The organism is Janthinobacterium sp. JF4, from assembly GCF_059617925.1.
This window is the reverse complement of record NZ_JCAQAV010000004.1, coordinates 1-13,832: the sequence shown is the minus strand read 5'-3', so window position 1 is coordinate 13,832 and position 13,832 is coordinate 1. Positions and strand designations below refer to the sequence as shown.

Annotated in this window: 13 protein-coding genes and 1 pseudogene; 11 read left to right on the top strand and 3 right to left on the bottom strand. The window is 52.8% G+C overall.

What is annotated here, in order from left to right; genetic code table 11:
- The first annotated feature begins 268 nt into the window (after nucleotides 1–268).
- The gene (locus AC54AF_RS05530; protein WP_496635710.1) at nucleotides 269–700 is read left to right on the top strand and encodes a hypothetical protein; all 432 of its coding nucleotides are present in this window, start codon (nucleotides 269–271) and stop codon (nucleotides 698–700) included.
- A gap of 752 nt (nucleotides 701–1,452) precedes the next feature.
- Here AC54AF_RS05530 and AC54AF_RS05525 read toward each other — a convergent pair.
- Together AC54AF_RS05525 and AC54AF_RS05520 are read right to left on the bottom strand one after the other, a co-directional pair.
- The gene (locus AC54AF_RS05525; RefSeq protein WP_496635709.1) at nucleotides 1,453–1,782 is read right to left on the bottom strand and encodes a hypothetical protein; all 330 of its coding nucleotides are present in this window, start codon (nucleotides 1,780–1,782) and stop codon (nucleotides 1,453–1,455) included.
- Nucleotides 1,783–2,352: 570 nt separating this feature from the next.
- Nucleotides 2,353–2,958, bottom strand: coding sequence for a tyrosine-type recombinase/integrase (locus AC54AF_RS05520; RefSeq protein WP_496635708.1), 606 nt, complete (start codon nucleotides 2,956–2,958; stop codon nucleotides 2,353–2,355).
- A 194-nt stretch (nucleotides 2,959–3,152) separates the two neighbouring features.
- Between AC54AF_RS05520 and AC54AF_RS05515 the strand changes: the two genes are divergently transcribed.
- From AC54AF_RS05515 to AC54AF_RS05495, 5 genes and pseudogenes are all read left to right on the top strand, one after another.
- Nucleotides 3,153–4,526, top strand: coding sequence for a serine/threonine protein kinase (locus AC54AF_RS05515; protein WP_496635707.1), 1,374 nt, complete (start codon nucleotides 3,153–3,155; stop codon nucleotides 4,524–4,526).
- Nucleotides 4,527–4,540: 14 nt separating this feature from the next.
- Nucleotides 4,541–5,683: an ATP-binding domain-containing protein gene (locus AC54AF_RS05510; RefSeq protein ID WP_494807627.1), complete on the top strand. Its 1,143-nt coding sequence runs from the start codon at nucleotides 4,541–4,543 to the stop codon at nucleotides 5,681–5,683.
- Nucleotides 5,670–7,109 (top strand): hypothetical protein, encoded by a 1,440-nt coding sequence (locus tag AC54AF_RS05505; protein WP_496635706.1) that lies wholly within the window; start codon nucleotides 5,670–5,672, stop codon nucleotides 7,107–7,109. Before AC54AF_RS05510 ends, AC54AF_RS05505 begins: the two co-directional genes overlap by 14 nt.
- A gap of 21 nt (nucleotides 7,110–7,130) precedes the next feature.
- Nucleotides 7,131–7,385, top strand: coding sequence for a hypothetical protein (locus AC54AF_RS05500; RefSeq protein ID WP_494807625.1), 255 nt, complete (start codon nucleotides 7,131–7,133; stop codon nucleotides 7,383–7,385).
- A 58-nt stretch (nucleotides 7,386–7,443) separates the two neighbouring features.
- Nucleotides 7,444–9,102, top strand: a pseudogene (locus AC54AF_RS05495) (DNA internalization-related competence protein ComEC/Rec2); the annotation flags it as partial.
- 67 nt (nucleotides 9,103–9,169) lie between these two features.
- Here the strand turns inward: AC54AF_RS05495 and AC54AF_RS05490 are convergent.
- Nucleotides 9,170–10,099, bottom strand: coding sequence for a LysR family transcriptional regulator (locus tag AC54AF_RS05490; protein ID WP_496635705.1), 930 nt, complete (start codon nucleotides 10,097–10,099; stop codon nucleotides 9,170–9,172).
- 151 nt (nucleotides 10,100–10,250) lie between these two features.
- Here AC54AF_RS05490 and AC54AF_RS05485 point away from each other — a divergent pair, with 151 nt between their 5' ends.
- From AC54AF_RS05485 to AC54AF_RS05465, 5 genes are all read left to right on the top strand, one after another.
- Nucleotides 10,251–11,012, top strand: coding sequence for a sulfite exporter TauE/SafE family protein (locus AC54AF_RS05485; RefSeq protein ID WP_034756294.1), 762 nt, complete (start codon nucleotides 10,251–10,253; stop codon nucleotides 11,010–11,012).
- Between the two features lie 21 nt (nucleotides 11,013–11,033).
- A complete protein-coding gene (locus tag AC54AF_RS05480) occupies nucleotides 11,034–11,741 on the top strand; it encodes an HAD family hydrolase (RefSeq protein ID WP_496635704.1) in 708 nt (235 codons plus the stop codon).
- A 58-nt stretch (nucleotides 11,742–11,799) separates the two neighbouring features.
- On the top strand, nucleotides 11,800–12,600 hold the full coding sequence (locus AC54AF_RS05475) for an alpha/beta fold hydrolase (RefSeq protein ID WP_496635703.1): 801 nt from the start codon (nucleotides 11,800–11,802) through the stop codon (nucleotides 12,598–12,600).
- Between the two features lie 133 nt (nucleotides 12,601–12,733).
- Nucleotides 12,734–13,303: a dCTP deaminase gene (dcd, locus tag AC54AF_RS05470; RefSeq protein WP_035819543.1), complete on the top strand. Its 570-nt coding sequence runs from the start codon at nucleotides 12,734–12,736 to the stop codon at nucleotides 13,301–13,303.
- A 111-nt stretch (nucleotides 13,304–13,414) separates the two neighbouring features.
- The gene (locus AC54AF_RS05465; RefSeq protein ID WP_496635702.1) at nucleotides 13,415–13,756 is read left to right on the top strand and encodes a FlxA-like family protein; all 342 of its coding nucleotides are present in this window, start codon (nucleotides 13,415–13,417) and stop codon (nucleotides 13,754–13,756) included.
- The last annotated feature ends 76 nt before the right edge of the window (nucleotides 13,757–13,832 follow it).

The following is a 13,832-nucleotide window of genomic DNA, read 5'->3' as shown; positions in this document are numbered from 1 at the left end:
GTTTATTACTTCTTTGACACAGAAAAATTATCCGCTATTCACTGGTCGATCAGCAGCATACAGCTCTATGTTTATTACTTCTCTCGGGAGGGCGAGCTGTATGCATGATGACCAATGATGGGCGTGGGCACAGGCCATGCCCAATCTTTGTAGCCGGCCATACCATGCCATGCTTTTTTAATTCCTGGTCGAAAAAAAATATGAGATTTCGATTGCTCCTGGCGCCGATCGACAGTACCATTGCAATATTGAAGTGAAGGATGAGGAAATGGAAGACTTAAACTTTAGTGCACTTAGGGCGAAGATTGCGGAAAATCGAAAGCTGCTCGATGAGCAAGAGCGTGCTTTGGACCTAGTCGAACAGCTGGTAAACGGGGGGCATGCGACGAAGGTTTCGCCAGTCAGCAATGATGGCCCACACCCAGTGAAACGTATCACCCGTACCCGACTTCCAAGGAATGAGAACCTTCCTCAAAAGGAATTGTTGAAGATTGCGATCACAAAACTTGGTAGCCGTGAGTTCACGGTTAACAAGGTTCACGAAGCCCTTGTTGAGGCAGGAAATGGGTTTGCGGGTGAGAAGCCACAGAATCGGGTTGCTGTACTGGTTGGCCAGCTTGTGGACGAGAAGTACATCAAGCAAGTGTTTCAAGGTGGCGGTAACGTCGCGCACCGTTACCAAAAAATTGAAGAAAAATGAAGAATGCCCCTTGTTCTCAGGCAAGGGGCATTCAAGGTTCCAATCCACGCCGTGGTAGGCGAACATGAGAAAGGAGGTAAAGCATGATGTACTACGTGTTGCGAGCGGCGAATCTTAAATTTCGCTTGATGATAATACTTGCGAAATGATTCACTGACTTGCGCAGGAAGTTGACGCTTCCTGTTTATTTCGGCGAGTTGGGGGTGAGCCGTCATCGCTACTACACAAACTTTATAAGTATCACGAGTTTACGACAAGATTTTGTGGTAGGCAAGGGCTAATTTCCCTCTAACACTGTTAGAGGAGTGCATTATGCGCAACCAAAGCAGAGTGAAGGACGTGTTCGTTACTCAATACACACGGTTTAGGTTTAATCGTGTTGAGAATGTTAGGCAACACTGGCGGTCGCATCCGCATCAACTAAGTTTGTTCTAGTTGAGTTAGGCCATGCTGTCTTCATGAAGCATGGCCTTTTTGATTTCGCGAATCGTCTTGTCGGCACCGAGCGAGGGTTTCCAGTGGGTGCTCATTAGCGTTGCGACCTTGACGCTCATGGGGCCCGTCGAGCGCGGGTGTGTGCGGGGGCGCACATTGCTGGCTATGCGCGGACGATGTTGAAATGCCTGAGCCGGAGACGGTTTAGAAAATGTTCTCTCGATGTGCTAGAACTGAGTTTTCTAGAGGAGGGCGACTCTAGCTTTGAGCTATGCGTCTGCCTGCGCCATCTCAGGCAGATCGCAAAAATACTTCTTTTAATTCTTGGAAATTTTAATTTTAAGCAACTTTTCAATCAGTTCATTTGCGGATTGATCGCCATGCTCGACCAGCAAGGCAATACGCCGCATTACAAGCCGTGCTTTTTGAGAATTTCCCCGAGATAGTTCACGCATCACCGCTGTCGGGATTGGAGAGTTTGCAGCAAGCTTTGCCTTGATAGTGTCTGCACTCAACTTGACTTTCTTTTCCTGTTCAATCAATGCATTGTCTACCTCCGCCAACGTCATGCGCCCCACCGGTGTGTCGTCCTGTGCGTTCTTCCCGGTCGTGTTCGGAGATGCGGTGTGAGAATCTTGGTCGTTCATAAATTTCCTTGATCAGTTGTCTCTCAGGATCGAGAGCTTCTGTTGCTAATTTATACAGATTGGCTTGCATGTACACAGGAAAATTGTAACGGGACTAGCAAAGTTACGTGATCGTCTAAATGCTGACCGTCGATAAATTTGTGTCCCTCGTCCCCCTTTGTTAGCTAATTAAATTTTAGGCAATAAAAGGAATCTATGAAACGTCGTTCAACAATCTTTTGCAGCGTTAAAGGTGCTGAAACTTAGCAAGTGCGGGCTAAAACTAAAAGATCCTCGAACAGTTGGCGCATAAAAGCTGTTCTGGAATGGTGCTATGAGATGCGTGTCTATGACTATGTTCGTCGTGTGTCTCAGTCGAACATGTATAGTCGGCAATTCGAGTCAAGCGTTGTGTTGTCGGATTTGCTCCAACGTCCTTATCCAACATGTACTTAGGTGTCAGGGGTCTAACCTTTCATCTACATTTTGCGAAAACAAGCATATGAAAGCTCAACGAGGTAACTGGCTTCGCTCCGCTAACACAGATCTAGCTTGCGAAGGCGCAACTCTTGGAGAGGGGAAGTAGCCAGTCTATACTCCGATCTTGACGTCCTCACACATTCGACGGAGGCGTACTGGATTATCCTCAACGTAGTGTGCAGTCATAGCAATAGACCCATGGCCCATAAGGGTTGATACAGCTTTTATGTCAGCTCCGCGCTCGATCAGCGATGTCGCGAACGTTCGACGGCCAGAATGACTAGATGCCTGATCAAGTCCAGTCCAGAGATATATCCGTTTGAAGAGCATCTGCATTGTATTAGGGGTAAAACTACCGCCTTTTCTTGATCTGAACAGAGGCGCTTCTGGGTGGAGAGCAATCGTACCCTCTTTGCGCCTTTCCTGAAGATAAGCGATCAGTGCTTTTCGAACATCTTTGTTTGTGAGGTAAATCAGGCGCTGCCTTCTACCTTTTGTAGTGTTCCTGGTGAGTAAAACTTCGTCTTTGACTGTTCCGTTATTGGCGAGTACGTCTCCTACTTTGAGCAGGCTCATCTCTTTTGCGCGTAGGCCAAGCGCTGTGGAAAAGTAGAGGAGTGCTACGTTTCGGTTCGCCTGGCCGTGGATACGGGCTGTGGCGACCGATCGTCGAAATTCCTGTTCAGACAGAACTGGTGCCTTTTTTTCTGCAGTCATTAAAATCTCAAAGTGTTATTAATATATCTACTATAAATTATAACACATTGAGAGTACACACTTTTTTGAATTGGTTCTAAGTTATTGAATTCATTAGCAATGTTTTACAAATGCAATTTGTAAACATTTGATGTTGACTAACATCATTTTTCTGGTAGGCTTGATAACTCTTCAATGTAACGAAAGTTGTCGATATGCCCGAAATGCCGGAAGCTCAGCTTAAGCGGTTAAGAACGCTTGCGGAACAGTTTGCCCACTCTCGACGGGGCAACATTGGCAGCGATCTCGGATCTGGAGGCTCTGCGGCCGTATTCAAATACACTCATGGAAAGAATGTTTTTGCTATTAAAGTATACGAACCGTCATTTTTTGACGAAAAAGACGGCCCTGCTGAGCGCCACAGAATAGACTTGCAAAGAAAATTAATTGGCCATGGTTGTGTCAGTTTAGTTGAAATTATTGGTATTGATTATGAGTTTGATACTTGCTTTATTACGATGGAATTCGTGGAGGGCGTCGAGCTAAGCAAATGTTTAGATAGAATTCCACGTGAAAGTATCTTTGGACTGATTTGTCAATTATCAGTTGCGTTAAGGTATCTTTACGATATTAACCTCGTGCATAGAGATATTAAACCTCATAATGTTATGGTTTCTGGCGATTTTCAGAAACTTACTCTTATCGATTTAGGCGTTGTTCGTGAGGTCGACAGTAAAGAAGATTATGATGGAACTGATCATGGGGGCAGGAAGCCTTTTATAGCAACAGCGCAGTATAGTTCTCCAGAATACCTTTTTCGTTTGATTGAGCCTTGTGCAGAACTTTGGCTTGGTTTGACATTTTACCAAATCGGTGGAGTGCTTCATGATCTAATTGCCCGTCAACCGCTTTTTTTTGATCAAATAAAGTCAGAAAATAGATATGTTGTGGCAATGGCAGTGCTCCGAACTATGCCCTTATTTGATTCTATTACGGATGTGGATGTGGGGCTTAAATCTTTAGCGATGCGTTGTCTGACAAAAGATTTGTCACATCGCCTTAATGTTGTCAATTGGAATGATTTTCAGCCGAAATTGAGCTCTAGAGATAAATTGCGTAATAGGCTAGGTGCCATTTCGAGCACAGATACTGTCGGTATTGAATTGGAAAAAAGTAAAGTGTTGTTGGCTAGACGTAATTGTTTCGCATCGTTGGTTAGAGAATTTAAACTCCAATTGCATGAAGAGTACGATGAGGTTCTTTGTGAGGAAATATCCGTCAACATCCCTCAAGATAGTGCTTTAATTTTAATTAAATTGCAAAGGCTTGGGTTGACTGTAGGACTATCTCTTAGGATTGATTGGCGCGATGAGGATCATAAGGGTATTTTACTATCGAAAGCAATATTGCATAATGATAATGTTCCAGTTCACTTCTTTGATCCAAATAAAGAAATTATTGAAATCGATATAAATGTGCCTAATGATCCGAATGCGGTCCACGAGCTAAAAAATACCACGGCAGATGCATTGGTAAAAGCAATGGACTGTCATGCATCAGGCGAAATGCCAGAGCAAGGCGTGCTTTAAGATAGGGAGGGGTTATGCAGGAAAGTTGGTGGAAGGAACGGAAAGACCTAGATCCCGAACAAGAAAGAGTGATCGTTCTTCAGCCGGACGGAAATCATCTTTTGGTTGGTCCACCGGGCTGCGGGAAAACGAATTTGTTATTGCTACGTTCTAAGTTTTTAAGTAGTGCTGGAAAAACCAATATCCTTTTCTTGACGTATGGGCGCACGTTGGCGGAATTTATTAAAACAGGGATTGGGCCAAAGCAGCTTATAGAAGAATCATCGATTATGACTTTTCGATGGTGGGCGAAACGTATGCTGGGCGAGTTTTCTCCAGCATCTTTGAAAAGTGAGCCTGACGAATTGTATGAAAAAGTCCGCCACTGGTATATCGAAGAACTCCAAAAAGCCTTGGTAAATTTACCCAAGGATTATTATGATTCAATATTCGTCGATGAGGTGCAAGATTTTGGGTTTGAGGAACTACAAGTTTTATCCCGACTAACAACTCGGTTGAACATGGCGGGAGATCATCGCCAAAGTATATTTCAGGCTGAAGGTATAACTTCAGCCGAAAAATTTGATTTTAATACGATTAGGTTGAATTATCATTATCGTATCGGATTTGAAATATGTAAAATCGCAGATAAAATATTGCCGCCGACAGATGGAGTCAGTCCGCTGCTATCCACTAGTCATTATCCGGAAAAGAAAAATCCATCTACGGCCTCATGTGAACCTTGCGATAGCTTTGATGAGCAATTGGAGAAAATGTGCGGTTATATAAGAACCCAATTAAGAGCATTTGTTGATGAGACAATAGGCATCTTGGTACCATCCTTTAAGCATGGTATATTAGATAGGATTCAAGAAGTGCTGGGAGAAACAGAATTTTCTGATCTTGTTGGTTATCATACTTCTGATAGTAGAAAATTCGATGGAGCTAAACGAATTTTCGTAATGACTTGTCATTCCGCTAAGGGGACGGAATTTAGGGCAGTGCATATTTTAGATTCACAAAAATTTGTTGGTCATTTAGGAAAGCGCACGTTAGTTTTTACGGCTGTAACTAGAGCTAAAACGTCATTGCGCGTATATCACACTGGTCGTTTGCCGTCATTTATTGTGTCCGCATTTGCAGAAGAAAAGGTCGGAGATATTGATGCAATATTCTAAAGAATTCCCGATGAAATGGTTTGCTGTTCGCAAGACAGATTTGCCATCAATTTTGGAGCGGAGTGCTCCAGAGAGCAACGGCTTGGCTAAACCAAAATCTGACGAAGATATAAATGTTGGCTTTGCCCAAGGGCCAGATAATTGGGTATTAAGTCAAATAATTATTAATGATAGGTCTAAGCAAGAGGTTCTTGCTTGGATAGCTACTTTTGCATCAGAAATATTCCCATTAAGCCAGGTGGCGAGATTGTTGTCTTGGCAGGATTTTTCGGAACTAAATGGTTGTGAAAATGCTGTGCAAGTTCTTGGTCGAGAATTGGTTTGGCCCTCTCTGATCATTGGCGAAACACTGGCTCAGGGCGAAGCTTCACAATCACTTCAGTCGCTACCGCTTTCTAGAATTACTGCTAGCTTTAGTTATTGTCAAGCGCGATCAGATATCCTCTATGGTCGGAATAACAAAGTATCTAAACTTTGCGCTGAGAGATTAGAGCAGCTCGAATCGGAGCGTTCATTCATTCGTCGTCCAGTTGGCGTCCGTGAGCTGCGGTCGGCTTGGAATTTCGTCAATGATTTTTTTGCAAGTAGTATTTTTCAGAAGGAGTGGATTCGTCAAATTATTGAAATAACGGAGGCGAAGACTTCACCAAAAATATTTAATAGTTTATTTAAGAATTTAGATATTTCCGTCTCTCGTTTGGCGCAAGGTGGTGTCGAGGAAAGGGTATTAGAGTTTGAGCGTGCGGTGGAAAATTTCATGCCTTATCTTAATAAAAACCCAGATGTGCGAGGTGATATTCCTTTGGTCATTGCAGGCCTTTGTTTCCTCGTCGGGGGTGGCACCAGCCATATAACTTTGCTGGACGAATACGCCACCGGTTTCCCAGCGGTTTACTTGTGGTTTGGACTTCTGGCCGGTCTTGCCGGCCCAACAGCGTGGGATTCCCACTGGGCTCGTTCCTGTACGTCTGTGGAGCGCCAACTTAGGGCTGGGTTCAGGCAGCTAGATCCGCCTAGCGCTGACATATGTTGGGCCGAATATGAATGGATAGCTTCTCAACGTGTGACTTTGCCATGGCTACGTGAATTACCGAAGCTTTATCCAAGGCTTGTATCCATAGAGGTATTTCCTGGCGCGACATGCCAGCTTCGGTTGGCCGATGCGGATGATGCAAATCGAAAAAATCAATCACGGATCGATGTAGTAGCCTCGGAAGAGAAAAAAGTAGAGGCTTTACCATTATTGGATACTGGAAAAGTTGAAGATGTGGTTCGTAAGCTAACAACACTGTTGGCTGATGTTCAAGCGCTTTTGCCGCAAGATGCTACGATTTACCCCCCTATACAGCCAGGCTTATTCGGATCACAACCTATTAATGAGCAAAAGAAACCTCCGCGTAAGCGGGCAAGCAAAAAATCAACGTAACAATTCGCATTGGAGGCGAGTATGAAGTTAGGCGGACATGAGTTAGCAGTGGTGAAATCGGCTACGTTTGAGATAAGTGGAAAAGGACCAATCAAAATCATCCTTGCCAAGACGCAAGATGGCAGCGGATGGCTCTCTGCAATATCTTCGGAGGAGATAGGAGGAACGATGCATGGCGGGATTCAGGAACGCTCCGCAGCTGAAAAACAATATGTTGATTATTCTGCAAGGGCTGCGCGCGTTACTGAATCGGACTCTCTGATACTTGTTCCTTAGAAACTAATTGGAAGAAAATCGTAGAAGTGGCTTCGTTTAGTGTTTATGTATTCATAGACACCTGATCTCGATATCGGGTCTGCACATCACCATGATCGCGGGCTTGTTTGCGCTGGGCGCGGGCGCGCTGTGGCGGCGCTCGTTTTTCACCGACTGGCAATTGCCCTTGCGGTTGCCGGCGCAAAAGGTGGCGGCGCTGGCCGGCGCGCTGGCCGCGTTCCTGTACGTGCTGCTGGCCGGCTTCGGCGTGCCCGCGCAGCGCACTTTATATATGTTGCTGGTGGTGGCGCTGGCCCTGTGGCTGGGACGCATCACCAGCATAGTCCACGTGCTGTGCCTGGCGCTGGGTGTGGTAGTGCTGCTCGATCCGTGGGCCGTGCTGTGGCCCGGTTTCTGGCTGTCGTTCGGCGCCGTCGCCACCATACTGTATGCGACGGCAGGCCGCACCACGGCGCCCATGCCGCTGCAGGCTGGACGCTGGCGCCGTTTGCGCGCCGCCGTGGCGCTGGGCGCGCACACGCAGTATGTGGTGACGGTGGGGCTGGTACCGTTGACGATGCTGCTGTTCTCGCAAGTGTCATTGGTCAGCCCCGTGGCCAACGCGCTGGCCATCCCCGTCATCAGCCTGCTCGTCACGCCCTTGTCCTTGGCCGGCAGCCTGCTGCCTGCGCCCCTGTCTGACGGGGTGCTGTTGCTGGCGCACGCCATCGTGCAGATGTTGGCGCAGGTGCTCGAATGGCTGGGCGCGCGCCGCTTTGCCGTGTGGACGGCGCCCGTGCCACCAATGTGGAGTTTTTGCTGGGCATTGTTTGGCACGGCCTGGCTGCTGGCGCCACGCGGATGGCCCCATCGCTGGGCCGGCATGTTGGGTTGGCTTCCCCTGCTGACGGCCTTGCCGTCCAGCCCACCGCCGGGACACATGTGGGTGACGGCCTTCGACGTGGGGCAGGGCATGGCCGTGCTGGTGGAAACGCATGGCCACCGTCTGCTGTACGATACGGGTCCCGCCTACAGCCTCGACTCCGATGGCGCCAGCCGGGTCATCGTGCCGTATTTGCGCGCGCGTGGAATAGGCAAGCTCGATGGCGTGATCATTTCGCACAGCGACCTCGATCACGCGGGCGGCGCCATGTCCCTGCTGGAAAATGTGCAAGTGGGCTGGCTGGCCTCGTCGCTGTTCGATGGCCACCCGGCCGTCGAGGCGCGGCGGGAGTTGCACAGGCCCTATCTGCACTGCATGGCGGGCCAGCGCTGGACGTGGGAAGGCGTGCACTTCGCCATGCTGCATCCCTTGTCCGCCAGCCACACGGACATTGCCCTGAAGCCGAACGCCCGCAGCTGCACTGTGAAAATCACGGCGGGCAAGCATGCGATCTTGCTGGCCGGCGACATCGAAGCGGCGCAGGAAGCGCAATTGCTGGCGCGCTCGGCAGACGGTGAATTGGCGGCCGACGTGCTGCTGGCGCCGCACCACGGCAGCGGCACGTCATCCACGCCGGCGTTTTTGAACGCCGTCCATCCGACCCTGGCGATTTTCCAGGTCGGACACAGGAATCGTTACAAACATCCGAAGGCGCAGGTGTATGCCCGCTATGGCGAGATGGGCATTGCGCGGCTGCGCACGGATGTGGAAGGAGCGGTGGTGCTGGCGTTTGGCGACGGTATCGGCGTGACGTTGTATCGGGCAAGTCGGCCGCGTTACTGGCATGGGCGCTAATGCCTTCGAGTCAGGCTTGAAAACATCGTGACTGGAGTCGGGGCTTGAACGCTTCCAGCACGCCCTGTCAGATGCTAGTTACCCGCTCATCCGGTATCTCCATCCCCCGTTTCTTCACGTACTCAAGAAACAGCCGCGCGCCCTTGGCCATGCGCGAGGTGCCGTAGACGGCATGGATGCTGGGGTCCAGCTCCTTCGATGAGGTGAGCCGGTACGCCGTGCAGACGCGGCGTAGCGTTCCTGCAGCCACGGCGGGTTCGGCCAGCCAGCTGGCCAGGCGCACAATGCCGGCGCCTTCCAGGGCCGCCTGGAAGGTGGCGATGCCGGACGTGAAGCGGAAGCGCGGCTGCACCTGGTAGCGCACGTTGCGCTCGGTGGAAACGAAATGCCAGTCGCGCAGGATGCGCGGGGCCGAGTGCATGATGATGTCGTGGCCGGCCAGCTCTTCCGGTTCCTCGGGCGCGCCCATGCGGGCTATATAGTCGGGCGAGGCGTACATGTAGCGGCGGTAATTCCACAGCGGGTATCCGATCAGCTCGCTGGACTGGGGGAAGGCGCCGCGGATGGCGAAGTCCAGCTTTTCCTGGATGGGGTCGATCGATTTATCCGAGAAATGGATGTCCACGGACACGTTCGGGTAGTCGCGCGAAAATTGCGCCACGACTTTCGGCAGGAAGCCCAGCGACAGGATTTCCGGCGCGGAAAGGCGCACCCAGCCTTGCGGCGAGTTGCTCAATTCCGCCAATTGCTCTTCCGCCTCGGCCTGCGTTTCCAGCAAGTGCCTGGCCGACGCGTAATACGTCTCGCCGGCCGTCGTCAGGGTGAACTGCTTTTGCGTGCGCAGGATCAGCTCGGCGCCGATGGCGTCTTCGAGGAACTGGATGGCGCGCGTGACGGCCGACGGCGAGCGTCCCAGCATGCGCGCCGCGTGGATGAAGCTGCGCTTTTCGACCACAGTGCAGAAGGCGCGGATTTCCCACATCAGTTTCATCGACATCGTGCGGCTCCTGGCAAAAGAGGCCAGTAGACCGCATGGGGCGCATTCCGTCAAGCGTTACGCCTGATTGCGTTTTCCGCAATTTGAAGTTGCATCCGGAAAAATCCATGGCGCCTATACTGCCGCTGTCGCCCATTCCATATTGCCTATCATGCTGACCATCTCACTGCTGTGTTTATTTGCCTTCTTTGCCGGCCTGATCGATGCCGCCGTGGGCGGGGGCGGGCTGATACAGCTGCCGGCCCTGTTCAACCTGATGCCGAACATGGCGTCGACCTCCTTGCTGGGCACGAATAAACTGGCATCGGCCTGCGGCACCACGTTTGCCGCCCGCTCGTTTGTCGGCAAGGTGCACATCCCCTGGCTGCTGGTGCTGCCCGCCGTGGCCAGCGCCTTCGTCATGTCCTTCATCGGCGCGGCCGCCGTGTCGTATGTGCCGCAGCAGGTGGTGCGCCCCATGGTGCTGGTGTTGATCATCATCATGGCCATCTACACCTTCATCAAGAAGGATTTCGGCACGACGCGCGAAGCGCGCCCCATCGGCCCGCGTGAACGCATCCTGGCCATCGTCATTGGCGGCGCCATCGGCTTTTATGACGGCCTGTTCGGGCCGGGCACGGGCAGCTTCCTGATTTTCCTGTTTATCCGCGTTTTCGGCTTCGATTTCATCCTCGCTTCGGCCTGCTCGAAACTGGTGAATATCGCTACCAACGTGGCGGCGCTGGCCTTCTTCATTCCTGCCGGCCACGTCGTGTATGCCGTGGCCGCACCGATGGCCGTGTGCAACATCCTGGGCGCGCTGACGGGCACCTGGATCGCCGTGCGCCGCGGCGCCGCCTTCGTGCGCATCCTCTTCCTCGTGCTGCTGGTGCTGCTGATCGTCAAGTTGTCCTACGACATCTTCTTCAAGTAAGTTTTTGAACGACAACAAGCCATGAAAACCATCCGGGGCGTGCTGTGGGACAACGATGGCGTGCTGGTCGATACCGAGCAGCTGTTTTACGAAAGCAACCGCGACTTGCTCTTGCCCTATGGCATAGACTTGACACCGAAGCAATTTTTTGACTGGTTCCTGGACAATAACTACGGCGCTTGGCATGTGCTGCTGGGACAAGGCCACGCCATCGAGCTGGTCGAGCGCCTGCGGGCCGAGCGCACCGAGCTGTTTGCGCAACGCCTGCGCCAGGCGCGCCAGCTGGCCATGCCCGGCATCGAGCCGTTGCTGGCGGCGCTGCGCCCGCATGTGGCCATGGGCGTGGTGACAAGCGCCTACGCACAGCATTTCCAGATCAGCCATGCGGCCACGGGCCTGTTGCGCCACTTCGACTTCGTGCTGACGCGTGAAATGTATGGCGAGAGCAAACCGGCGCCCGACGGCTATCAGCTGGGCTTGCAGCGCCTGGGCCTGGCTGCGGCCGACTGCGTGGCCGTGGAAGACTCGCCGCGCGGCTTGCGCGCCGCCAACGCGGCCGGACTGGAATGCATCATCGTGCGCAATCAGATGAACCATCACCATGCGTTTGACGACGCCTTTTGCGTGGTCGATTCATACGTCGAGCTGGGCGAAGTGCTGGCTTCGTTCGTGCCCGGCATGGCGCCAGCGCGCCCGCTGGCACCTGGGAAATTAGAGGCCTTCCTCTGATACGGCTTGCCGGCATGCCATTACAATTGTTTATCGCATTCACCGGCTCCGTCCCACGATGACCCTCCCGCAACTGCACTTCGCCCACGCCAACAGTTATCCTGCCGGCACCTACCGCAAGCTGTTCGGCCTGCTGGGCCAGCATTACACCGTGCAGGCGCTCGACATGCATGCGCACGACCCGGATTATCCCGTCAGCACGGGCTGGCCCGAGCTGGTGCGCGAGTACATAGACGACCTCGAGCGCCGCTACAACGCGCCCGTGATCCTCGTCGGCCATTCGCTCGGCGGCATGCTCAGCGTGATGGTGGCCAAGCAGCGTCCCGATCTCGTGCGCTGCGTGGTCTTGCTCGATTCGCCCGTGGTGGCCGGCTGGCGCGCCTTGCTGGTGCGCCTGGCGCGCAATACGGCGCTGGGCGAACGGTTCTCGCCATCGCGTTTTTCCGCCCGGCGGCGCAAGCTGTGGCCCGACGCGCAGGCTGCCTATGAACACTTCGCGGCCAAGGACATGTTCGCCATCTGGGCCCCGCACGTGTTGCGCGACTATATAGACAGCGGCCTGGTTCCCCATCCGGACGGGGTGCAGCTGCGCTTTACGCGCGAAGTGGAAACGCAGGTCTACCGCAGCCTGCCGCATCATATCGGCGGCCTCGTCAAGGATGGCTTTCCCGTTCCCATCGGCTTTATCGGCGGCACGGAATCGGTGGAATGCCGCCAGGCAGGGTTGAAGGCCACGCGCAAGCTGGTCGGCAAGTTTTTCCGCCAGGTGCCGGGCGGGCATCTGTTTCCCATGGAAAACCCGGAACTGACGGCGCAAGTGGTGCGCGAGATGATCACTTCCTTGCTGACGAAACAGTAGCCTGACGCCAACGATTTTCATCTTGCCAGGGCCAACAGTGGCGGATTTTCGCGTAAAATCCTGCCATCCGGGCCGCGCCTGCAGCAGACGTGCGGCTCCAGCCATTCTGATATTCTAGAAAGATACCCCTGCGATGACGATTAAAAGCGATAAATGGATACGCCGCATGGCGGAAACAACGGGCATGATCGAGCCGTTCGAACCGGGCCAGGTCAAGGAACGCGACGGCAACCGCATCGTCTCCTACGGTACCTCCAGCTATGGCTATGACATCCGCTGCGCCGACGAGTTCAAGTTGTTTACCAACATCAACACCACCATCGTCGACCCGAAAGATTTTGACGCGAATAACTTCGTCGACGTGTCGGGCAAGGGCTATTGCATCATCCCGCCGAATTCGTTCGCGCTGGCCCGTACGGTCGAGTATTTCCGCATTCCCCGCAATGTGCTGACGATTTGTCTGGGCAAGAGCACGTATGCGCGCTGCGGCATCATCGTCAACGTCACCCCGTTCGAACCGGAATGGGAAGGCTTTGTGACCCTGGAGTTTTCGAATACGACACCGTTGCCGGCGAAAATCTACGCCAACGAAGGCGTGGCGCAAGTGCTGTTCTTCGAGTCCGATGAAGTGTGCGAAACCTCGTACAAGGACCGCGGCGGCAAATACCAGGGCCAGGTCGGCGTGACATTGCCGAAGACCTGATTGTCGTGAAGGGCGCGGCGCCAGCCGTCTTTACCTGCCTTTACACCTGCCGCCCTACATCCGCCCCCATGCCTGCCGTTAACCTTGGTATCGAAACACTGAGGAGGCAGTATGGTAGCGGCAATCGGTTCAGGCGGCGCAGTCAGCGCGGCCAGTAGCGCCAGTGCAGGCAGCGGTGCGCAGATCGCGGCGCTGCAAAAGCAGATCACGGCGGCGCAAAAGCAGTTGACGGAATCGCAGAAGGGTGAGCAGACGGAGGCGTCGCAAAAGCTGCAGCAGCAGCTGGCGCAGCAAATCCAGGCCTTGCAGGCGCAAATTGCCCAGTTACAGGCGGCCGCCGCGCAGAAGGCGGCGCAGCAAGAGTCTCAGCCGGCCAGTAGCGCCGATACGGCAACGAGTCCGGCCAAGTCAAGCGCGTCGACCCTGGGCAGCATCATCGATACGCAGGCCTAACAGCATCTCCAGGCATAAAAAAAGGCTATGTCACCGTCAGATGTGGGAACGCTCCCAGCGTTGCTTTCAATAACGT

Bases quoted from the DNA above. Each gene is read 5' to 3' on its own strand.
- AC54AF_RS05505 (WP_496635706.1), top strand. From the start codon at position 5,670: ATGCAATATTCTAAAGAATTCCCGATGAAATGGTTTGCTGTTCGCAAG.
- AC54AF_RS05480 (WP_496635704.1), top strand. From the start codon at position 11,034: ATGAAAACCATCCGGGGCGTGCTGTGGGACAACGATGGCGTGCTGGTC.
- AC54AF_RS05485 (WP_034756294.1), top strand. From the start codon at position 10,251: ATGCTGACCATCTCACTGCTGTGTTTATTTGCCTTCTTTGCCGGCCTG.
- AC54AF_RS05490 (WP_496635705.1), bottom strand. From the start codon at position 10,099: ATGTCGATGAAACTGATGTGGGAAATCCGCGCCTTCTGCACTGTGGTC.
- AC54AF_RS05525 (WP_496635709.1), bottom strand. From the start codon at position 1,782: ATGAACGACCAAGATTCTCACACCGCATCTCCGAACACGACCGGGAAG.
- AC54AF_RS05530 (WP_496635710.1), top strand. From the start codon at position 269: ATGGAAGACTTAAACTTTAGTGCACTTAGGGCGAAGATTGCGGAAAAT.
- AC54AF_RS05465 (WP_496635702.1), top strand. From the start codon at position 13,415: ATGGTAGCGGCAATCGGTTCAGGCGGCGCAGTCAGCGCGGCCAGTAGC.
- AC54AF_RS05520 (WP_496635708.1), bottom strand. From the start codon at position 2,958: ATGACTGCAGAAAAAAAGGCACCAGTTCTGTCTGAACAGGAATTTCGA.
- AC54AF_RS05500 (WP_494807625.1), top strand. From the start codon at position 7,131: ATGAAGTTAGGCGGACATGAGTTAGCAGTGGTGAAATCGGCTACGTTT.
- dcd (WP_035819543.1), top strand. From the start codon at position 12,734: ATGACGATTAAAAGCGATAAATGGATACGCCGCATGGCGGAAACAACG.
- AC54AF_RS05475 (WP_496635703.1), top strand. From the start codon at position 11,800: ATGACCCTCCCGCAACTGCACTTCGCCCACGCCAACAGTTATCCTGCC.
- AC54AF_RS05515 (WP_496635707.1), top strand. From the start codon at position 3,153: ATGCCCGAAATGCCGGAAGCTCAGCTTAAGCGGTTAAGAACGCTTGCG.
- AC54AF_RS05510 (WP_494807627.1), top strand. From the start codon at position 4,541: ATGCAGGAAAGTTGGTGGAAGGAACGGAAAGACCTAGATCCCGAACAA.